This window comes from Yersinia aldovae ATCC 35236, from assembly GCF_000173735.1.
Taxonomy (GTDB): Bacteria; Pseudomonadota; Gammaproteobacteria; order Enterobacterales; family Enterobacteriaceae; genus Yersinia; species Yersinia aldovae.
This window is the reverse complement of the sequence record NZ_ACCB01000009.1, coordinates 78540-99045: the sequence shown is the minus strand read 5'-3', so window position 1 is coordinate 99045 and position 20506 is coordinate 78540. Positions and strand designations below refer to the sequence as shown.

The following is a 20506-nucleotide window of genomic DNA, read 5'->3' as shown; positions in this document are numbered from 1 at the left end:
GAACATGTCTTATGTATCCGGTAATACTTTGATTCAACACGCATGGCAGCACGGCTATGCCATCGGTGCGTTCAGCGTCCATAACGCAGAAACCATCCGTGCGATCTTACTGGCCGCCGAAGAGGAACAGGCTCCGGTGATGCTGCAAATTGGCCAAAAAGTCATCAGCGTTATGGGGCTAAAACCGATGAAAGAGATGATCGATGCGTTTATGCATGACATCACTGTGCCCGTCTGTATTCACCTTGATCACAGCCGCAGTTTTGAACAGACCATGGAGGCGGTTCAGGCGGGTTTTCAGTCAGTGATGTTCGACGGCTCTCATCTTTCATTTGATGAAAATGTGCGTATTACCCGTGCGGTGGCTGATGTCGCCCACGCGCTGAATCTCGGCGTTGAAGGTGAGATAGGCAAGATAGGCGGTACTGAAGATGACATTTCAGTTGACGAAAAAGATGCCTTGATCACCAGTTGCGCCGAAGCACTTAAGTTCTCTGAACTCACGACAGTTGACTATCTGGCAGTGTCGATCGGTACTGCACATGGGATGTATAAGCAGGAGCCGAAGCTGGCGTTTGAGCGTTTGCAGGAGATGCGTGAAATTGTCAAAAAACCGATTGTTCTGCATGGGGGGTCTGGTGTGCCAGATGAGCAAATCCGCCGCGCCATTACGCTGGGTGTAGCGAAGGTCAATGTTGATACCGAATTGCGTCAGGCTTTCACCCAAGGGGTGAGTGAGGTGCTGGCCGCATCGCCGGATGAGTATGTACTGGCCGTTTCGTTGGGGCGCGGGCGCGATGTCATGCAGCAAAAAGTCATTGAAAAAATTCGCTTATTTGGCAGTCAAGGCCAGGCCGCCGCTTTCGTAGGTTAATGTGGCATATCTGTCGTACGGCATGGCTTTCTAACACTGAACGGGTAAGAGAACTGCCGTACGAAATACAAGGAAAAGGTCATGACAACAATTAAACGCCAGCCGTTTGGCGAGCATCAGGGGCAGGAAGTTTCACTATTTACCCTGACCAATAGCCGTGGCATCCGGCTTTGCGTTACTGATTACGGCTGCATCATTACTCAGCTTTGGGTGCCAGACCGCAACGGGCAGCTGGACGATATCGTAATGGGATTTGATGATTTGAAATCCTATCAGGACGGTCATCCATTTTTTGGTGCTATTGCCGGGCGCTGTGCTAACCGTATCGCCGGTGGACGTTTCAAGATTGACGGGCAGGAGTCTGTGCTGGCAACCAATGAACTGCCTACCGGCCAGCATTTGCATGGGGGTATTCGCGGATTTGATAAATATGTCTGGCAAGCACAGGAAGATGGTGATGGCATTATTTTCAGTCGCACCTCGCTGGATGGTGAAGAGGGTTATCCGGGCAATTTGCAGGTGCGCCATCGGATTGGCCTGACCGATGCCAACGTGCTGAGGTTCAGTTTTGAGGCAGAAACCGATAAGCCGACAGTCGTTAACCTGGTGAATCACAGTCACTACAACCTGAGTGGTCATACCCACCTGATTCATGATCAGCAGTTGAAAATCGACGCAGATTTTATGACGCCGGTGGATGGTGCCAGCATGTTGCCGACAGGGGAGATTAGCCGTGTTGCCGGAACCGCGTTTGATTTCCGCAATGCCCGTCGCTTAGGGGATGCCATGCAGCAGCGTCCAGCGCAGGATTTTGACGTGAATTATGTTTTGAGAAAAAACAATTTATCACCGAACAGCAACCTCGATCTGCAACCTGCGGCCACACTTATCTGCCCACACTCTGGCCGGGTAATGGATGTTTGTACTACGCAGCCAGGTATTCAGTTTTACAACGCATTCAAACTTTCCAACAAAGTGTGGAACGGTAAAGCAGGGCATCGCTATCGAGCGTTCTCGGGAGTCTGTCTGGAAACTCAAGCCTTTCCTGACAGCATTCACTATGGCCATTTTCCTGAAGTCATTCTGCGGCCAGGGCAAAAATACCAAAGCTGTACTGAGCACTGTTTTAGTGTTGTCGCTTGAGCTGCGCCAATCCGTAAGTTATTAAATTCACTGGAAGCAATATGATGAATAAAAAAGCAAAAGTGGGTGTATTGGCCTTAGGCCGAAATACTTTTGATGTGCCGTATGCAGAGGAAATGCTCGCTCAGGCGTGGAAAACGCTGAGTGCAATGGACATCGAATTGATTGGGCAACCCGCGCTGCAATTTGATGCTGAATCAGCATTACAAGCCTTGCCCGCGTTGAAGCAGGCTAATCTTGATTTACTGCTAATTTTACAGGTGACGTTTACCGATGCCTCATTGACCTGTGAAGTGGTGCGTGATTTTCCAGTGCCGACTGCCATGTGGTCGTTCCCCGAAGCGCGCACTGGGGGGCGTTTACGGTTGAATTCATTCTGCGGCGTTAACCTGGCATGTCATGCTTTGAGTCGGGAAAATATCAAGCTCCAAACCATTCATGGCCTGCCAGATGATGCCCGCGTGGTAAGTGAACTACAGCAACTGGCGCAGGCGGCGGCTATCGTCAATCGTTTTAAACAGGCCAAAGTAATGGTGATTGGCGATCATCCGCTGGGTTTTGATGCTTGTAATTACAACCAACAACAATTGACCCAACACTTGGGGTTAGTGTTGTTCGCCAGCCGGTGTCGGAATTTATCGATGAAGTCAAAGCATTACCGGATAGCGTAGCCGATGCGCCGTATCAACGCCGAGCCAAAGATTTCCCAAATTTGGCTGAAATGGATCAAACAGCCACCCGTAAAACGCTGAAAGTCTACTCAGCCCTACGTGAAAAAGCTCAATTAGAAGGTTACTCCGGTATTGCTGTTCGCTGCTGGCCGGACTTTTTCACCGATTATGGCTGCGCTGCTTGCGGTGCATTGGCGTTGATGAACGAAGATAAAGTGCCATGTGGTTGTGAGGCAGATATGTTTGGCGTGCTCTCGTCATTAATGGCGCAATGGGCCTCGGGCAATGCGGCGTTCAATACCGATCTGGTGGATATCGATCCGGTATCCAATAGTGTGGTGTTCTGGCATTGCGGCCAGGCACCGATTGAAATGGCTGATCGTGATGGGCCGGTCCAGGCCACCATCCACTCCAATCGTAAGTTACCCCTACTTTCTGAATTTGCCCTCAAACCCGGTCGTATCACCTTATGCCGCATTACGCAGGGTGAGGGCAAACTGCGCCTGATGCTGGCCGGCGGGGAGATGATCAAAGCACCGCTGGCGTTCTCGGGAACTGCCGGAACCGCTCGGTTAGATATCGATGCTGACTGCTATCGCCAACGCTTGCTGGATGCCGGTATGGAGCACCACACCTCATTGGTCTACGGTGACCACCGTCCATTGCTGCGAAAAGTCGCTCAGTTGCTCGGCCTTGAGGTGATCGAACTGACCTGATATTACCGCGTTTTGCGGGCCACATGTTCTGATAAATAGGTATCTGGATGATGTCGGATACCGTAGCAAAATCAACAGCATTTACATTATTTTGGGGTTTTATTATGACTTATCAATCTGACATTCTGCCGGGGTTGGAGTTGGCTGAGCACGATGGTGGTTTCACCCTTTCTTTCAAACAGCGTTTATTGCTGCAACATAGCGCACAGGCACCGTGCCTGTGGATTGGCCGTGGCAAAGCCGATATCGACATGTTTCGGGGTAATTTCAGTGTCAAAGATTGTCTGAGCGAAAAACTGGCGCTAACGGATACCGTTATCACCCCGCAGGGGCGTGGTTGGGATATCCACTTTAGCCGTGGTGACGTGGCGCAAACCACGCTGCATATTACCGGTGATGCGGCAGGGCGGCTGGAGATGACGCTCAGTAATAGCGATAAAGAGAATAACAGAATGTGGTTGCGTCTGGCTGCACAGCAGGAAGACCATATTTACGGCTGTGGTGAGCAGTTTTCCTATTTCAATCTGCGTGGGAAGCCTTTCCCCTTGTGGACCAGCGAGCAGGGGGTTGGCCGTAACAAACAAAGCTATGTTACCTGGCAGGCCGATTGCAAAGAAAACGCCGGTGGCGATTATTACTGGACATTCTTCCCACAACCGACATTTGTCAGCAGCCAAAAATATTACTGCCACGTTGATAACAGTTGTTACATGAATTTCGATTTTTCGTCGCCGGATTACCATGAACTGGCGATTTGGCAAGACAGCGCCGTGCTGCGTTTTGAGTGCGCTGACAGCTATATCCGTCTGTTGGAAAAACTGACAGCATTACTGGGCCGCCAGCCCGAACTGCCGGATTGGGTGTATGACGGGGTGATTCTGGGGATTCAGGGCGGTACTGAGGTGTGCCAAAAAAAAACTGGATGTGATGCGTGAACATGGTGTGAAAGTCAGCGGTATTTGGGCACAAGACTGGGAAGGTCGTCGCATTACTTCCTTTGGTAAGCGCCTGATGTGGAACTGGCGCTGGGATAGCGAGCTGTACCCAGCACTGGATAAACGTATTGCGCAGTGGAAGAACGAAGGGGTGCGTTTCCTGGGTTATATCAATCCGTATGTTGCCATTGAAAAAGAGCTGTACGCCGAAGCCGCAGAAAAGGGTTATCTAACCAAAGACTACAACGGCAACGATTACCAGGTGGAGTTTGGTGAATTCTATGCCGGAGTTGTTGATCTCACCAAACCGGCCGCCTACGACTGGTATAAAGACGTCATTAAAAAGAATCTGATTGAGTTTGGGCTTGATGGCTGGATGGCTGACTTTGGTGAATACCTGCCGACCGATACCGTGATGGACAACGGTGTTGATGCAGAAATTATGCATAACGCCTGGCCTGCTCTGTGGGCTAAGTGTAACTACGATGCGTTAACCGAAACCGGTAAATTGGGCGAAATACTGTTCTTTATGCGTGCAGGTTATACCGGTAGCCAAAAGTACTCGGTGATGATGTGGGCCGGTGACCAAAACGTCGATTGGAGCCTTGATGATGGTTTGGCGTCAGTGATACCCGCAGCGTTATCACTGGCCATGACTGGCCACGGCCTGCATCACAGTGATATCGGCGGCTATACCACCTTATTTGACATGAAACGTAGTAAAGAGCTGTTGATGCGTTGGTGTGAATTTTGTGCTTTTACCCCGTTAATGCGCACCCACGAAGGTAATCGCCCGGATGATAACTGGCAGTTTGACGGTGATATCGACACGATTCGCCAGTTTGCCCGCATGACCCATGTGTTTGCCGCGCTGAAGCCTTATATCAGACAGGCGGTGTCACTGAATTCACAATCTGGTTTACCCGTGATGCGCCCGCTATTCCTGCATTACGAAAATGACGCTCACACTTATCACCTGAAATATCAGTACTTGTTTGGCCGTGATCTGTTGGTCGCTCCGGTATATGAAGAGGGCCGTACTGACTGGACGTTGTATCTGCCAGAAGATAACTGGATAAATCTGTGGACCGGCGAACCACACGGTGGCGGGGGGGAAGTAACGCTACCGGCCCCAATAGGGAGGCCACCAGTATTCTATCGTGCGAGCAGTGAATGGGCTGAATTGTTTGCATCATTACGGGCGTTATAACACAGGGCGAAGACCTGCCTGTCGGTGGGTCTTTCAGGAGAATTACCATGAGTGAAGTACACCAAAACCCGGTCAAGTTGACCCTTCCTATGCGCGAAAAGTTCGCTTATGGGATGGGGGATGTCGGCTCTAACCTGCTGTTATGTGTGGGTACGTTGTATTTGCTGAAGTTTTATACCGATGTGCTGGAGATCCCAGCAGCCTGGGGGGGGGTGGATCTTTCTCATCTCGCGCTTTTTTACGGCTTTTACTGATATCGGTACCGGCGTGATGCTAGATAATCGTCGTAATATTGGGCTAAAAGGCAAGTTTCGCCCGTTTATTCTCTATGCATCAATGCCTGTTGCCTTGCTGGTGGTCGCCAACTTTATCGGCACCTCCTTTAGCATTACTGGTAAAACTATTACAGCAACACTGATCTTTATGACGTTTGGTTTGTTCTTCAGCATGATGAATTGTTCTTACGGCGCAATGGTTCCGGCGATGACCAAAAACCCGCAAGAGCGCGCTCAGCTTGCCGCATGGCGTCAGGGAGGGGCAACCATCGGATTGCTGTTGTGTACAGTCGGTTTTGTACCTATTTTGTCGCTGTTTGAAGGGCAGGCGCAGACTGGCTACCTGGTGGCTGCAGCTATCTTTGCCTTTGTCGGTATGTTGTGCATGTGGTGGTGTTATTCCGGCGTTAAAGAACGTTATGTTGAACTGCCAAAACCGGGTGTGCCGAAACCTGGGCTGTTGCAATCATTCAAAGCTATTACGGGTAATAAGCCGTTGTTTGTTCTCTGTATTGCCAACTTGTGCACGCTGGCAGGTTTCAATATCAAACTGGCAATTCAGATTTATTACACCCAATACGTGCTGAACGACGTCACTCTATTGTCTTATATGGGTTTTTTCAGCATGGGGTGTATTCTGCTTGGGGTATTGCTGGTGCCGACAGCCGTGAAGCGTTTTGGTAAGAAAAACGTCTATCTTGGGGGGCTGGGTTTGTGGATGTTGGGCGATGCTATGAACTATATGTGGGGGAGCACGTCGACTTTATTTGTTTTGTTCTCTTGCCTGGCATTCTTTGGCACCGCGTTCGTTAACAGCCTGAACTGGGCGCTGGTATCTGATACCGTAGAATATGGCGAGTGGAAAACGGGTGTTCGTTCAGAAGGAACGGTATACACCGGCTTTACTTTCTTTCGTAAGATCTCTCAGGGATTAGCTGGTTTCTTCCCAGGTGTGATGCTGGCTTATATTGGCTATGTGCCTAATGTGGCTCAAGGAGAAAGAACACTTGAAGGTTTAACGCAATTAATCTTCTTGTATCCGTGTGGGCTGGCTATCCTGACGGCGCTGACAATGGGCTTTTTCTACCATCTGACCGAGAAAAGTTACATTAAAATTGTCACCGAACTGGAGGCGCGTAAACGCGATGTCAGCCCGGTGGTATAAAGTCACAATATAAATAATAACGGTTAATTAATAAGACTGAACCCTACATCCCGCTTATGGCAGGCTCTGGACGCAGAATTAAATTGCACCGGAGGTAAGCGGGTTAACAATAAAAAGGACCTGTCAGATGCAACATTCAACTAACCAGAACCCAGTGACACGCAGATTACCGCTACGGGAAAAAATAGCCTATGGAATGGGGGATTTTGGTTCCAATCTGATGCTATGTATCGGGACGCTGTATTTGCTGAAGTTCTATACCGATATTCTGGGGCTTCCGGCCATTTACGGTGGCATTATTTTCTTAATTGCCAAGTTTTTTACTGCTTTTACCGATATGTTGACCGGCGTACTGTTGGATTCCCGCCGTAATATTGGTGTGAAAGGTAAGTTCCGTCCATTTATTTTATATGCCTCTTTGCCGGTGGCCTTATTGGCAGTGGCTAATTTTCTCAATACGGGTTTTAGCCTGAATATTAAAACCGTACTGGCGACGCTACTGTTTATGTTATTTGGCCTATTTTACAGCTTAATGAACTGCTCGTATGGCGCTATGGTTCCCGCGATGACCAAAAACCCTAATGAACGAGCGCATCTTGCCGCCTGGCGTCAGGGCGGAGCCACTGTAGGCTTATTATTGTGTACTGTCGCCTTTATGCCGATCCAATTGCTATTTACTTCTGCGCCAGAGAGGGGGTATCTGGTGGCGGCGCTGATATTTGTTACTTTCGGTTTGCTCTGCATGTGGTTGTGCTATTCCGGTGTCAAAGAGCGTTATGTAGAGCCGATGCCGGCACACCATAAACCGGGTATTTTCAAATCCTTCTGCGCCATATTTAAAAACCCACCGTTATTAGTTCTGTGTATTGCTAACCTGTGTACGCTGGCTGCGTTCAATATCAAACTGGCCATTCAGGTTTATTATACTCAATATGTATTACAGGATATTAATTTACTGTCCTATATGGGTTTTTTAGTATGGGTTGTATTTTGATTGGGGTGTTTCTGGTTCCAACAGCAGTGAAGTTTTTCGGTAAAAAAACCGTTTACCTCAGTGGGTTAATGTTATGGATCTTAGGCGATGTGCTCAATTATGTCTGGGGCAGCAGTTCGGTAACGTTTGTGGCATTCTCCTGTATGGCCTTCTTCGGGACTGCATTTGTGAATAGCCTGAATTGGGCGTTAGTTTCCGATACAGTGGATTACGGTGAATGGAAAACTGGCATTCGCGCTGAAGGATCGGTATATACCGGTTATACCTTCTCACGCAAGATTTCTGCTGCATTGGCCGGGTTTCTTCCGGGGATTATGTTGACTCAGATTGGCTATATTCCCAATGTGGCACAATCTGCATCGGTACTAGAGGGGTTACGTCAGTTAATATTTATCTACCCTTGTGCTTTGGCAATGATTGCAGCCGTAACGATGGGACTATTCTATAAGCTCAATGAGCAACGGTTTGTGAGAATAATTGCCGAACTGAATCTGCGAAAAACAGAAATACCGGGATGATAAGCGGTATAGCAAGTATGATTTATTTGCGTGGTAGCAAGATTAAAGACTGACATGAATTAATTCTGATTGTGCTATTTCTCTGCTGGTGATTTATGGCGGATATATAGCCATGATGATTGTTTGTCAATTTTTCATTATGTAATAAAAATAAAAAACTTAATTTATTATTATAAATAGGGATTGCCATGAATAAATATAATTCAGTTGTTTTAATTACCTCGTTGATTACCTCTGCTAGTGCATTTTCTGGCAGACCCTATCTTGAAACAAGGGAAGCTTATAACACGGCCTCGGATCAACATGAAATCATTTTACGCGGAGGCTACAATTTCGACAATGGTTCGGGTCTGATGTATACCAATGCTTATAATGCCGGTAAGATGGACCAATTAAAACACAGCTACAATGAGCTGGAAGGTTGGTATCCTCTTTTTCGCCTGACGGATAAACTCACGATTACCCCCGGTGGATTAATTAACTCAAATAGTACCGGTTCCGGTGGTGCGGCTTATATAGATCTTAATTATAAATTTTTGCCAGTTTTCAATTTGACAAGCCGTTACCGTTATAATCATCATAACTATGAGTCAAAGGATATCAATGGCTATTATGCCCACAATGATACCCACGAATTTGCCATGTACTGGAACTTCAAACTGACGGATGTACTGTCATACACCTTTGAACCACATTACTTCGTTCGGGTGAATGATTTTCACAGTCGAAATGGCAAAAGCGCACATTGGGAAATTACCAATAAATTCAGTTATAAGATGGACACTCACTGGATGCCATATATTGAATTACAATGGTTGGATCGCTGGAATGAATACAATAGTGAACAGTACCGTTTTCGCTTAGGGCTGCGTTATACGTTCTAATATAAGATACTAATATGCAGCGATAAAAGAGACGGCACCTTCGGTACCGTCTTGAAAAATCATAAATTAAGAGGTTAACGGCCTTTTTTCTTACTCAAAATTTTCAGTAAGGCACCCACGGCACAACCAATAACAACCCCCAGTATTACCCATTCAGTAAATGACATAATCAGACCTTTTCGTTTGTTTGGGCTGATTATATAAATTATTCCCCACTTGTCCATGCAGGGGGTAATCTTCACCTATAGTTTTGCTAACATCTCACGCGTGACTAACACAATGCCATTCTCTGAACGATAGAAGCGGCGTGCGTCCTCGTCTGCATTTTCACCAATCACCATACCTTCGGGAATTTTGCTGGCGCGATCAATAACGCAACGCTGTAGGCGACATGAGCGGCCAACCTCGACATCAGGAAGCAATACGCAGGAATCAATATTGCAAAATGAGTTGACTCGCACTCGGGAGAATAGCACTGAATTGACCACGACCGACCCGGATATAACACAACCACCAGAGACCAATGTATTCATTGTCATCCCGTGGCTACCAGATCTGTCTTGAACAAATTTTGCCGGTGGGAGTGGTTCGGCATAAGTTCGGATTGGCCAGTGAGGATCATACATATCTAACTCTGGCGTGATAGCAGCCTGATCGAGGTTAGCTTGCCAATAAGCATCCAATGTACCTACATCACGCCAATAATCAGGGGCATCGGGTGAGGTGGAAACACAAGAGAGCGAGAACGGATGTGCCCAAACATAGCCTTGTTCAGTGATCTTCGGCAAGATATCTTTGCCAAAATCGTGGCTGCTGTTCTCATCGATATGATCATTTGTGAGTAATTCGAACAGGAATTCAGCGTTAAAAACATAAATCCCCATACTGGCCAGGCTGCGATCTGGTTTACCGGGCAGCGTTGGTGGCTCTTGCGGTTTCTCCCAAAACATCTTCACTTGCAGCTCTTCGGAAACCTCCATCACGCCGAAGGCATGAGCGTCCTCTTTCGGCACCTCAATACAGGCTACGGTGCAGGCCGCACCGCTTTCCGAATGGTCTAATAGTATGCGTGAGTAATCCATTTTATAGATATGATCCCCGGCCAAAATCACAATATATTCAGCTTTATAGCGGCGGATAATATCCAAATTTTGAAAAACAGCATCGGCGGTGCCGGTATACCAGTGCTCTCGCCCTTGGCGCTGTTGCGCGGGTAATAAATCAACAAACTCATTCATTTCTTCGCTAAGAAATGACCAGCCATGTTGAATATGTTGTACCAAAGTATGAGATTGATACTGCGTAATTACCCCGATACGGCGGATGCCTGAGTTGAGGCAATTAGATAATGCGAAGTCGATAATGCGGTATTTTCCGCCGAAGTGAACGGCGGGTTTCGCCCTGACGGATGTAAGATCTTTAAGACGTGAGCCACGACCACCTGCAAGAATCAGTGCTACGGCTTTGTTTGGAAGTTGTCTTGCCGACATGGCTCTGTCGATATCGCCTGTTTTCCGCATGTCAGACTCCTTATGATTTATATGTATAGCCGTCGAATTAACGAGCTACACTCAACAATCCTAATATGACAAAGGCTTTCCGATGAGTAACCGGAGGGGATTTCTGCGTTATACCTCCTTATATGTATAAATGCTGTTAATACCATAATCGGCCAAATGCCAATCTCACAATGAGAAGAGAATCAAGTTTAGTGCAATTTATACTGTTTTTTGTCGATCAACCGCATGAGGAGGGATATTTTGCCGGGTTCGTTAAATATGTTAACCGCATAACTTTTTTCTGCTGCCATCTGACGGTTTGTTATTTCTGTGCATTGTTGGCCTAACGTTCGTCGACCATACTCGAACAGGTGAAAATATTGGCAGTTTTAATGAGGACATAAAATTATGACAGTATTAAAGAACAGCCTACAACTTTCTGGGCTGGTGTTGATGTTGAGCGGTTTCACAGTGACGGCGGCCCCACAACCAGCCGGTTATACCTTAGAGCGGGTGGTTATCTTGAGTCGTCACGGTGTGCGCTCTCCGACCAAACAAACTCAGTTGATGAATGACGTCACACCGGATAAGTGGCCGCAATGGCCGGTAAAAGCAGGGTATTTAACGCCTCGCGGCGCGCAATTAGTGACGCTGATGGGGCAGTTCTACGGTGACTACTTTCGTAGCAAAGGGTTATTGCTTGCGGGCTGCCCGGCAGAGGGCGTTATCTATGCACAGGCAGATATTGATCAACGAACCCGCTTGACGGGGCAGGCATTTCTTGATGGCGTGGCTCCTGATTGCGGTCTGAAAGTACATTATCAAGCAGATTTGAAAAAAACAGACCCATTGTTCCATCCGGTTGAAGCCGGTGTATGCAAATTAGATGCTGTGCAAACTCAGAAAGCCGTTGAAGAGCATCTTGGTGGGCCGTTAAGTTCGCTGGGGGAGCGCTATACCAAACCTTTTGCTCAAATGGGCGAGGTGCTGAATTTCGCGAAGTCACCTTATTGCAAGACACGGCAACAGAATGACAAAACCTGTGATTTTGCCCATTTTGCCGCGAATGAAATTAAGGTTAATAAAGAGGGGAGTAAAGTGTCGCTCAACGGCCCACTCGCCTTATCATCGACATTGGGTGAAATCTTTTTACTGCAAAACGCGCAAAACATGCCAAATGTGGCCTGGAATAGGCTGAGTGGAACAGAGAATTGGGCCTCACTTCTGTCGCTTCACAATGTGCAATTTGATTTAATGGCAAAAACGCCGTATATCGCCCGCCATAAAGGGACGCCACTGTTACAACAGATTGATGCAGCCTTAACGCTCCAACCTGACGCACTTGGGCAAACGTTGCCGCTATCGCCGCAAAGCCGGGTGCTATTCATTGGCGGCCATGATACCAATATCGCAAATATTGCAGGCATGTTGGGTGCCAGCTGGCAACTGCCGCAGCAACCGGATAATACCCCACCCGGTGGTGGTTTAGTGTTTGAGTTATGGCAGAATCCCGATAATCATCAGCGTTATGTCGCGGTGAAAATGTTCTACCAAACAATGGATCAGTTGCGAAAGGCAGAGATGTTGGATTTGAAGAACAATCCAGCCGGCATGATTTCAGTTGCTGTTGAGGGTTGTGAAAACAGTGGCGATGACAAACTGTGCCAGCTTGATACCTTCCAGAAGAAAGTTGCTCAGGTCATTGAGCCGGCTTGCCATATTTAGGGGGAGAGTATCCGGCTGACAGGAATGCCAGCCGGATATATAAAGCGTATTATTAGGTAATATATATGATTAAGCTAAATAGGCCGGGCGTAAATAACTTAGCCGGAGTGCTGTTATTGACAACCCGCTAATAGTAATAACAAGCTAACCCCGGCAAGTAAATGGCAAGATTATAAAATAATGTTATTTGCAGACAGAATATATTGATGAACAGACAATTAACCTAATCTGACCAAGTCAAAAGGAACATAGCGTTCACCGGTATGTTGCAACTCAACAACTTTTGCACGTTCAGCCTGAACAGGGGCCAGCCCTTGTGCATGGATAGCCTTGGCAACATCAACCTCCCCGGTTTGTGCAACCATGACACGTTTCCCTGGGATAATCTGGTTTCTATTTCTGTCATAGACTTTAACCATATTAACCTCCAATGATAGGTGCTATTTCACTCGGGGGAAATAATATTAATTTTTATATCGGTGATCAAGATGCTGCGTTAATTTTTTAGGCGGTTAAGCATACAAATAGTTTGGCAGGACAATCAAGTCTCATCAGAGAAACCCGCTGATGCAGCGGGTTAGATCGCCAATAATACCTTCGTCGTTATATCAGCGTTTTATTTGTCAATGTTTCCAATATTTTTAGCGGTGAATGTTGGGGGTTTTTCATTCCATCAACTGGTAGTAGGAAGGTCTGCTCTAACATAAACTGCCCCCCCATTGCGGCGTGAGGTGTTTGATCAGAAAAACAGATCCAGCTACTGCCGGAGGGAAAATCAATTGCCTGTTGCAGCCCGTTTTGCTGATAATCCAAATCTGATTTCATTTTATCATGCAACTGAAGCATCAGATGATCGTAATGGCTGCGGCGGCGCTTGGTAATACCGAGCTTATGTTGCAACCAACTACTGAGGGGGGAATAGCGCTCAAGTTGCGGCAAATAACGGCGGGCGAGCTGAGTAAAGTCTTCACCTACGCGCCATGCGCGAGGTTCGCCATACGGATTTATATTGGTAAATATGCGAATGATACGTTCACCGTAGTTGGGCCGAGAGGGAAACGCATCAACATGCAGGCGACTATCATCTTTTCTCCATGAGGTTTTGTCGCGCCAGGCTGTCACCGGGTGTAATCTGAGGCTATTGGTCGGGCTGCGCAGTACGGTGGTATATTCTGGCAGTAATTGCTTCACCAGGCTGAGGCAGCTCTGGTAATAACGCTCGAGTAACTGGCGGATTAACACAACTTTGCTTTCGTCTGTGATACCCGTTAGTACGCCTTCTAATGGTTTGAAGCTGATATTTTTGCGCTTTACGTCAACCAGTGTCGGGTCAAGCAGTTGCTTCTCCTGCTCACTCAGCCCAAAACAGAGATGCGGCAAAAAGAGTACCTTACCTTGCTCCAGTGGCTCAATAGCACTCAGATTGCCTGTTTCAATCTTGCTCCAACTGTCGTAGGGCAGCGTTTGAATCAACGAGTCTTCTGGCATCTGATTTAGGATATGGGTACTCATTGTGGGTCCATTTTAAATATCTATATAATTAGGTTAATGATAACTCTTTATTATAGGTAAAGTGAGCTTCATCACACAGATTTTAACTTTTTGTACTCTTTGTTGGCTGCACTAACGGGGGCAAGCGCCTTGTAACAGGCGACTTTTTGACAATCGAGGTATGGGTTTCCGCTTGTTCTGCCCAGCGGTCAATGATTGTATCTAATTGTTCTATCGAGTGAATATAGAGGCGACAGATAAAACAATCATCACCAGTCACCTTGTCGCACTCAATGCATTCCGGTGTTTCCTGAATGATTTTCTCTACTTTATTCAGCATTCCTACTAAGGGCGTGACGCGAACAATGGCTTGTAAGCTATAACCGAAAGCTTGGGGATCTAAATCCAGGGTGTAGCTGCGGATAATACTGTGCTCTTCAAGACGACGCAGGCGTTCAGACGTGCTGGGGGAGGAGAGGTTTACCTGCTGAGATAATTCTTTCAGTGAGACTCGTGCGTTCCCCACTAAAATTGCAATCAGTTGCTCATCAATTTTATCCATGACTACCCGCCTCTTATAATTAGGTTAAGCAGTGGATTATAGACAAAAATCTAATACGTTGGCGGTATCTGCCTAACAATTTCTATCTATCAGATAAATCGGCCCACCAGATTTAGTTTTACGGTGGGCGTGAAGAGAGCGATAACGGGGATTATCTGAGGGCAGAAGTGCTGGCAAGTGGTGCATTAGCACTGGGTTCACTGATGTGTTGTGACTTTTTTGGCAGGTAGGCCAAGTCGTAAACATCATAGAAATCTATTTCGCCTTTGTTATTAATTATATGTTTAAAACGAAGTTTAAAGTCATCACTGATATTTTTATTATTTAATATTTCGTCAATTGCCTGAGTCGATAACGCACGACTAAAGAACCACTCCCCGTTGTAGCAAACACGTAAATCAAGAATACCTATATCTTCAAACTTAAATATCGGCTTGATTTCCATCATTAAAATGGTAGACATCAGTGCAAAGAAAACGGTAAAGGCAATCATATAGCCAGAACCGAAATAGGGCGTTAAGTACATTAAGACCAAGACAAAAACATAGGAAATCAACATCGCCAGACACAGGTAGGGATGTTTGTAGACAAAATCGCTGTTAAATTTTAACCGACCGTCTCTTTTTTCTTTTAGATTTATCCGTGCGATATCGTCGATTAATATTTTTTTAATTATGTCCATAATTATGACCTTGTGATTAATGACTTATTCAAATTAAACCATTACGGCTTGTTATAGATTAGCATGGAAGGCTGAATTCAAAGTATATCAGTTTAATAAATTAGTTAGCTAAACTGTTATAGGTTGTGGTGAGTTTCTATACCATAATACTATTATGTTATAGCTGAATCTGGGGGCAATGTGAATGTCTGCTATGGTCCATCCGGTGAGATAATGCTGCTTACGCATTTTTTTTCACCGGATGAAGGGGGATAGTGATTATCTTATAACGATTAATTTTACCGCTATTAGCTATTAGCTATTAGCTATTAGCTATTAGCTATTAGCTATTACAGCTATTAACGGCGCTAAACTGTCAGAACAATCTTGCCGATATGCGTGCTGCTTTCCATCAATTCGTGAGCTTTTGACACCTGCTCCAACGGGAAGGTGCGGAAGATTTGTGGTTTCATTTTACTCTCGCCCAATAGCGGCCACACTTGTTGCTCCAACTCTCTGGCAATCAATGCTTTTTCCGCAACACTGCGCGAACGTAATGTGGAGCCTGTATGTGTCAGGCGTTTTAACAACAGCAGCATAAGGTTAAGATCTTTAGCATTGCCATTCTGTGTGCCAATTTGAACAATGCGGCCATTCATGGCTGCCGCCTCGTAATTTCGCGCGACATAATCACCGGCAATTAAATCGACAATAACATCCACGCCTTTGCCGGCGGTGGCGCGTTTAGTTTCAGCCACAAAGTCGTGGGTGTGATAATTAATGGCAACATCAGCCCCCAGCGACAGGCAGGCCTGACGCTTCTCCTCCGACCCAACAGTCACGATAACCATCTTTGCGCCAAATGCCTTACTCAGTAAGGTGGCCGTTGTCCCTATGCCAGAAGACCCACCATGAATTAACACGGTTTCACCGGCGGTAAGATGCCCACGTTGGAACAGGTTGGCCCAAACCGTAAAGAATGTTTCCGGTAAGGCCGCGGCTTCTATGGCAGTAAGCCCGGCGGGAATTCGTAAGGCATTTGTTTCGTGTATCGCGCAAAACTGTGCATAACCGCCTCCGGCGATCAATCCACACACTTTATCACCGATTTTAAAGCGGCTGACATCTGCGGCCATCGCGACAACTTCACCGGCGACTTCTAATCCTGGGATATCTGATGCCCCTGGTGGCGGTGCATAATGACCACGGCGTTGCATGACATCGGGGCGGTTAACGCCGGCGGCTGAAACTTTAACCAGAATTTCGCTGGCGGCAGGCATCGGTGTTGGGCGAGTTACTGCGCTTAAGACTTCAGGCCCACCAAACTGGCTGATTTCTATCGCGACCATATTCGCCGGGAGATGAGTTAACGATGTCATAATATTCCTCTTATCGCGTGGCGGTGCTCAATCAGACACAATGCTGATGACTGAGTCAGTATCTTAGTCTGGTAAGCGAAACAATTCATGGTGTGAATGTGCGTAAGCTGCGGGAAAGGGCAGTCTGTAAGAACTGTGAGAGGCTAAAAAAAAGCGCCCAACAGTGTGGGCGCGGAAATTTTGCAAAAGAATAATGCATGTATGGCTTACTTGCATTTGACAATCAAGACTAAGAGAGACTTGGGGCACATTGATTGTATGAATATTCTATTTTTATCGATATAGGTATAAATCCGAAATTGCGTTAAGCCATTATAGTTATGTATCAATATGTTACTTATAATTCATTTCAGCTTTTGTATTGCCAGCATACCTGATACTGATAAATCTCATTGGTCAGCAGAGCGTCAGTATGGACACTGGGGCTCCATGAATCGTCACCACCGACCCCCATATGGAAGCCATCAATGTTCAACCAGGTGCCTTGTTCTGGTTTTAGCTGATGTTGGTGGCTGGTGTTCATCAATTGCTGGGTGCTGTAACGACCTATCCCGAAATGGAACTGGCCTGTTATTGCCCAGTGGCCATAATGCATCGCGTGGGTTCCGCAACGTAAGCCATTCTCGCTGGGGAATGTATATGGTGTATGCATTTTCTCCAGCGATTGTTTCCAATGACTGTACTGTGCTGCAAGCTGGCGGTCAGGGTAGTTCTCATGCGGCCCCATCCCTAACCAGCTCACGTCAGAATTGACCTCAGATAATTGGCAACACATGCCTATTCTGGCCGGTGCAGGCAGTGACGTTGCCACTTGTACATTGACATCAATGGTCATGCGGCCTTGATTATCAAAGGAGTACAACCAGCGGCTACGCAGCAGTTCCTGTTGCTCAAATTCATAACAGTACTCGGCACGAATTTGGATTGACTGAGATAACGTATCAGCCTGTAAAGCGGCACAACGCGGTGCTAATTGATACATACCGGCTTTTTTCCAGCGTTCAACCCAGGCATGGGGATCGATATGCGTTGCTTCACTGATACCGATATCATTATCGAGCGGTGCGCGAACAAACTGATCTTGTAATGGGCTGATTAGCAGCGCTTTGTCGCCCACCCACCATTGTTCTAGCAAGCCACTCTGGCGACTAAAGTGCCAGCGCTGGTGCTGATGAGACACAATAATCGTACTTTCATTGTGATGCAGTTGCAGCTCATTGTGCTCTTCTGCCGGGTTACGTTGTGTTATCGGTGAACGCAGTGGCTGAGGTAAACGCCACTGATGCCAGGCGCACCGATGATTAGCCGCTGACCAAGGCGTCTCTTCAGCCTGCCTTACTTCAACGTTCAGCCATAAGTGGCCTGATTTGTTGAGTGAGGGTAAGTGCTCTGCCAGCAAGTAACTTTGTGAGCTTTCAGGAGCGAGTTTCAGTGGCAGGTTACCCTCCAACACGGATTCACCATCTTGTTCAATTTGCCAATACAAATGCTCATTGTCGCTGCTTCTAAATAGATATTCGCTGGTTACCTTTATCTGCAACGGGGCGGTACTGAGCAACTCGAACTGGAAGAATTGTTGTGCACACTGCGCTTCATATAAGCTCGGGTGTGGGCTACGATCGGGGAAGACCAATCCGTTCATACAGAATTGGCGGTCGTTAGGGCTATCGCCAAAATCACCACCATAGGCCCAATGAGGCTGGCCATTATCATCTTGGCGCGTCAGGCTTTGGTCGACCCAATCCCAAACAAACCCCCCTTGTAGACGTGGATATTGGCGAAACGCTTGCCAGTAACGGGCAAAACCGCCAAAACTGTTGCCCATCGCATGAGCGTACTCACATAAAATCAGCGGGCGTGATTCATTAGGTAGACCAATCCACTTTTTAATCGACCACTTTGGAACCGCCGGGAATGGCTGGTCTTCATCAACGCGGGCATACATCGGGCAAACGATATCGGTTGCTGGGGTATTCGCGCCGCCGCCTTCGTATTGCACCGGGCGCGTTGGATCGGTCGATTTAATCCAACGGTAAAGGGCATCATGGGTTGCACCGTGACCAGATTCATTGCCCAATGACCAGATAATGATACAAGGATGGTTACGATCCCGCTGCACCATGCGCGTGACCCGCTCACTGAACGCAGAAAACCACTGCGGATCGTCAGCCAACCGACTCATGGGTTGCATACCGTGCGTTTCAATATTCGCTTCATCAATAACATACAGGCCATATTGGTCGCACAGCCGGTACCATAAAGGGTGGTTTGGGTAGTGAGAACAGCGCACGGCATTAAAATTATGCTGTTTCATCAACATGATATCTTGCATCATGCTCGCTTTATCTACTGTCTGGCCTGTTTGTGGATGATGCTCGTGACGGTTTACCCCTCTTATCAAAACGGCTTTACCATTAACTTTAAGTAAACCCTGATCAATTACCACCTGACGAAAACCGACATCATAAGCCTCCGCTTCCATTAATTCTTGTCGCTCATTGAGCAGCGAAATGACGGCGCGATAGAGTGTCGGTTGCTCGGCGCTCCATAATTGTGGCTGGGTGATTCGCAGCTTCAGGCAGGTACGGTCGCTATAGTGGCCCCGCTCATCAATGGTATCCGTCCCAAGAGGTTGTTGCAGGCTACCCACTAACTCATTTGCCAACCAAAGCTCGAGGCGAATCTGATAGGTGGCGGTAATTAGTGGGTTATTGATATTCAGAAGGGGGATATTAACCGATGCCATTACCGCTAAATTAGCCGAACTGAATTCCGGAGATAAATGTGTTGTGACGTGAATGTCACGTAAATGAATATCTGGCTTATGCAGCAAACTGACATCGCGGAAAATGCCGCTCATGCGCCACATGTCCTGATCTTCCAGATAACTGCCATCACTCCAGCGCAACACCAAAACCGCAAGACGGTTATTCCCAACCTGCAAATGAGGGGTAAGATCAAACTCGGCCGGCAGGCGGCTGTCTTGTGAGTAACCCACCCATTTCCCGTTACACCACAGATAAAACGCCGAACTGACACCATCAAAAACAATGCGCGTTTGACCTGAGGCTAGCCAATCGGGTTGCAGCGTGAATTCACGCGAATAGCAGCCGGTCGGGTTCTGTTGTGGCACCCGCGGCGGATCAACCGGGATAGGGTACTGCACATTGGTATAAATTGGCGTGTCGTAACCATGCAGTTGCCAGTTGGCGGGAACCGGTATCGTTTGCGCTTCAGCCAAGTCCTGCTCAACCCAGTGGTCGGGCACTAATTCAGGTTGTGTGAAGTAGCTAAATAACCATGGACCGTTGAGTGGTTGCTGCTGTGCTGAGAGAGCATCTCGTTGGGCGTCTGTGGCATGACGCCAACTGTGAAAAGGCGGGTGTGCTTCGAGACGATGATAGTGCGTCACTTGCGGATTCTCCCAATCGCGGCGAGATAAAATGTGCGATAGGGGCAGGGCAGTCTGTTGTTGTGCCTTTAGTTGTGACGTCATGATGCGGCCTTATTGCTAAGATGACTGGTAAAACTGTGGTCGCGACATACTCGCGCTACACGCCATAAATTAATTTACAGTAATCCTGCTGATTATTCGGCATAAAAATGTGAAGCAAGTGTATAATAAGTAGCTTTTTTGGTTTCTTTTTAGGCATGAGGACCAGAATCTTCTGTTTGCTCGCTAAAAAGAGTTGCTATTAAAAGCCGGTCATGAGTTAATGCGTCTCGGCCTGTGGTACAGACCTATTTATGCACGACATCTTGAGTAAAGTGGTTCATATTTAAAGCGTTATCGTTGATAGCTCT

At 47.1% G+C, this 20506-nt stretch carries 13 protein-coding genes and 3 pseudogenes; 9 read left to right on the top strand and 7 right to left on the bottom strand.

Going from position 1 to position 20506, the window contains the following annotated elements; genetic code table 11:
* The first annotated feature begins 4 nt into the window (after nt 1–4).
* The 8 genes and pseudogenes from YALDO0001_RS06325 to ompL all read left to right on the top strand — a co-directional run bounded on the left by YALDO0001_RS06325 (nt 5) and on the right by ompL (nt 9385).
* Nucleotides 5–874, top strand: coding sequence for a class II fructose-bisphosphate aldolase (locus tag YALDO0001_RS06325; RefSeq protein WP_004701052.1), 870 nt, complete (start codon nt 5–7; stop codon nt 872–874).
* Nucleotides 875–955: 81 nt separating this feature from the next.
* Nucleotides 956–2017 carry an aldose epimerase family protein gene (locus tag YALDO0001_RS06320; protein WP_004701050.1) on the top strand — a complete coding sequence of 354 codons (1062 nt, stop codon included), beginning with the start codon at nt 956–958 and terminating at the stop codon, nt 2015–2017.
* Between the two features lie 41 nt (nt 2018–2058).
* Complete coding sequence (locus YALDO0001_RS21795; RefSeq protein ID WP_004701048.1) at nt 2059–2688, top strand: hypothetical protein; 630 nt, start codon at nt 2059–2061, stop codon at nt 2686–2688.
* Nucleotides 2643–3404, top strand: a complete 762-nt coding sequence (locus tag YALDO0001_RS21790; RefSeq protein ID WP_252830388.1) for a hypothetical protein — start codon at nt 2643–2645, stop codon at nt 3402–3404. The genes YALDO0001_RS21795 and YALDO0001_RS21790 overlap by 46 nt, the downstream gene beginning before the upstream one ends.
* Nucleotides 3405–3508: 104 nt before the next feature.
* Nucleotides 3509–5549 (top strand): annotated as a pseudogene (locus YALDO0001_RS06310) (alpha-glucosidase).
* Nucleotides 5550–5596: 47 nt separating this feature from the next.
* Nucleotides 5597–6989, top strand: a pseudogene (locus tag YALDO0001_RS06305) (MFS transporter).
* Between the two features lie 127 nt (nt 6990–7116).
* A pseudogene (locus tag YALDO0001_RS06300) lies at nt 7117–8501 on the top strand (MFS transporter).
* Between the two features lie 188 nt (nt 8502–8689).
* A complete protein-coding gene (ompL, locus tag YALDO0001_RS06295; RefSeq protein ID WP_004701034.1) occupies nt 8690–9385 on the top strand; it encodes a porin OmpL in 696 nt (231 codons plus the stop codon).
* A 242-nt stretch (nt 9386–9627) separates the two neighbouring features.
* Here ompL and glgC read toward each other — a convergent pair whose 3' ends face one another.
* Complete coding sequence (glgC, locus tag YALDO0001_RS06290; RefSeq protein ID WP_042839494.1) at nt 9628–10905, bottom strand: glucose-1-phosphate adenylyltransferase; 1278 nt, start codon at nt 10903–10905, stop codon at nt 9628–9630.
* A gap of 387 nt (nt 10906–11292) precedes the next feature.
* Here glgC and YALDO0001_RS06285 point away from each other — a divergent pair, with 387 nt between their 5' ends.
* Nucleotides 11293–12609, top strand: a complete 1317-nt coding sequence (locus tag YALDO0001_RS06285; protein ID WP_004701026.1) for an AppA family phytase/histidine-type acid phosphatase — start codon at nt 11293–11295, stop codon at nt 12607–12609.
* Nucleotides 12610–12827: 218 nt separating this feature from the next.
* Here the strand turns inward: YALDO0001_RS06285 and ydfZ are convergent, their stop codons facing one another.
* From ydfZ to YALDO0001_RS06255, 6 genes are all read right to left on the bottom strand, one after another.
* Nucleotides 12828–13028: a putative selenium delivery protein YdfZ gene (ydfZ, locus tag YALDO0001_RS06280; protein WP_004701024.1), complete on the bottom strand. Its 201-nt coding sequence runs from the start codon at nt 13026–13028 to the stop codon at nt 12828–12830.
* A 184-nt stretch (nt 13029–13212) separates the two neighbouring features.
* Nucleotides 13213–14121 (bottom strand): Kdo hydroxylase KdoO, encoded by a 909-nt coding sequence (gene kdoO / locus YALDO0001_RS06275; RefSeq protein WP_004701022.1) that lies wholly within the window; start codon nt 14119–14121, stop codon nt 13213–13215.
* Between the two features lie 82 nt (nt 14122–14203).
* The gene (locus YALDO0001_RS06270; protein ID WP_004701020.1) at nt 14204–14662 is read right to left on the bottom strand and encodes an Lrp/AsnC family transcriptional regulator; all 459 of its coding nucleotides are present in this window, start codon (nt 14660–14662) and stop codon (nt 14204–14206) included.
* Between the two features lie 151 nt (nt 14663–14813).
* The gene (locus tag YALDO0001_RS06265) at nt 14814–15344 is read right to left on the bottom strand and encodes a YlaC family protein (RefSeq protein WP_004701018.1); all 531 of its coding nucleotides are present in this window, start codon (nt 15342–15344) and stop codon (nt 14814–14816) included.
* Nucleotides 15345–15691: 347 nt separating this feature from the next.
* Entirely contained in the window at nt 15692–16702 is a 1011-nt protein-coding gene (locus YALDO0001_RS06260) for an NAD(P)H-quinone oxidoreductase (RefSeq protein ID WP_042839493.1), read from the bottom strand.
* A 349-nt stretch (nt 16703–17051) separates the two neighbouring features.
* Nucleotides 17052–20198, bottom strand: a complete 3147-nt coding sequence (locus YALDO0001_RS06255) for a beta-galactosidase (protein WP_042839492.1) — start codon at nt 20196–20198, stop codon at nt 17052–17054.
* Nucleotides 20199–20506 lie beyond the last annotated feature (308 nt).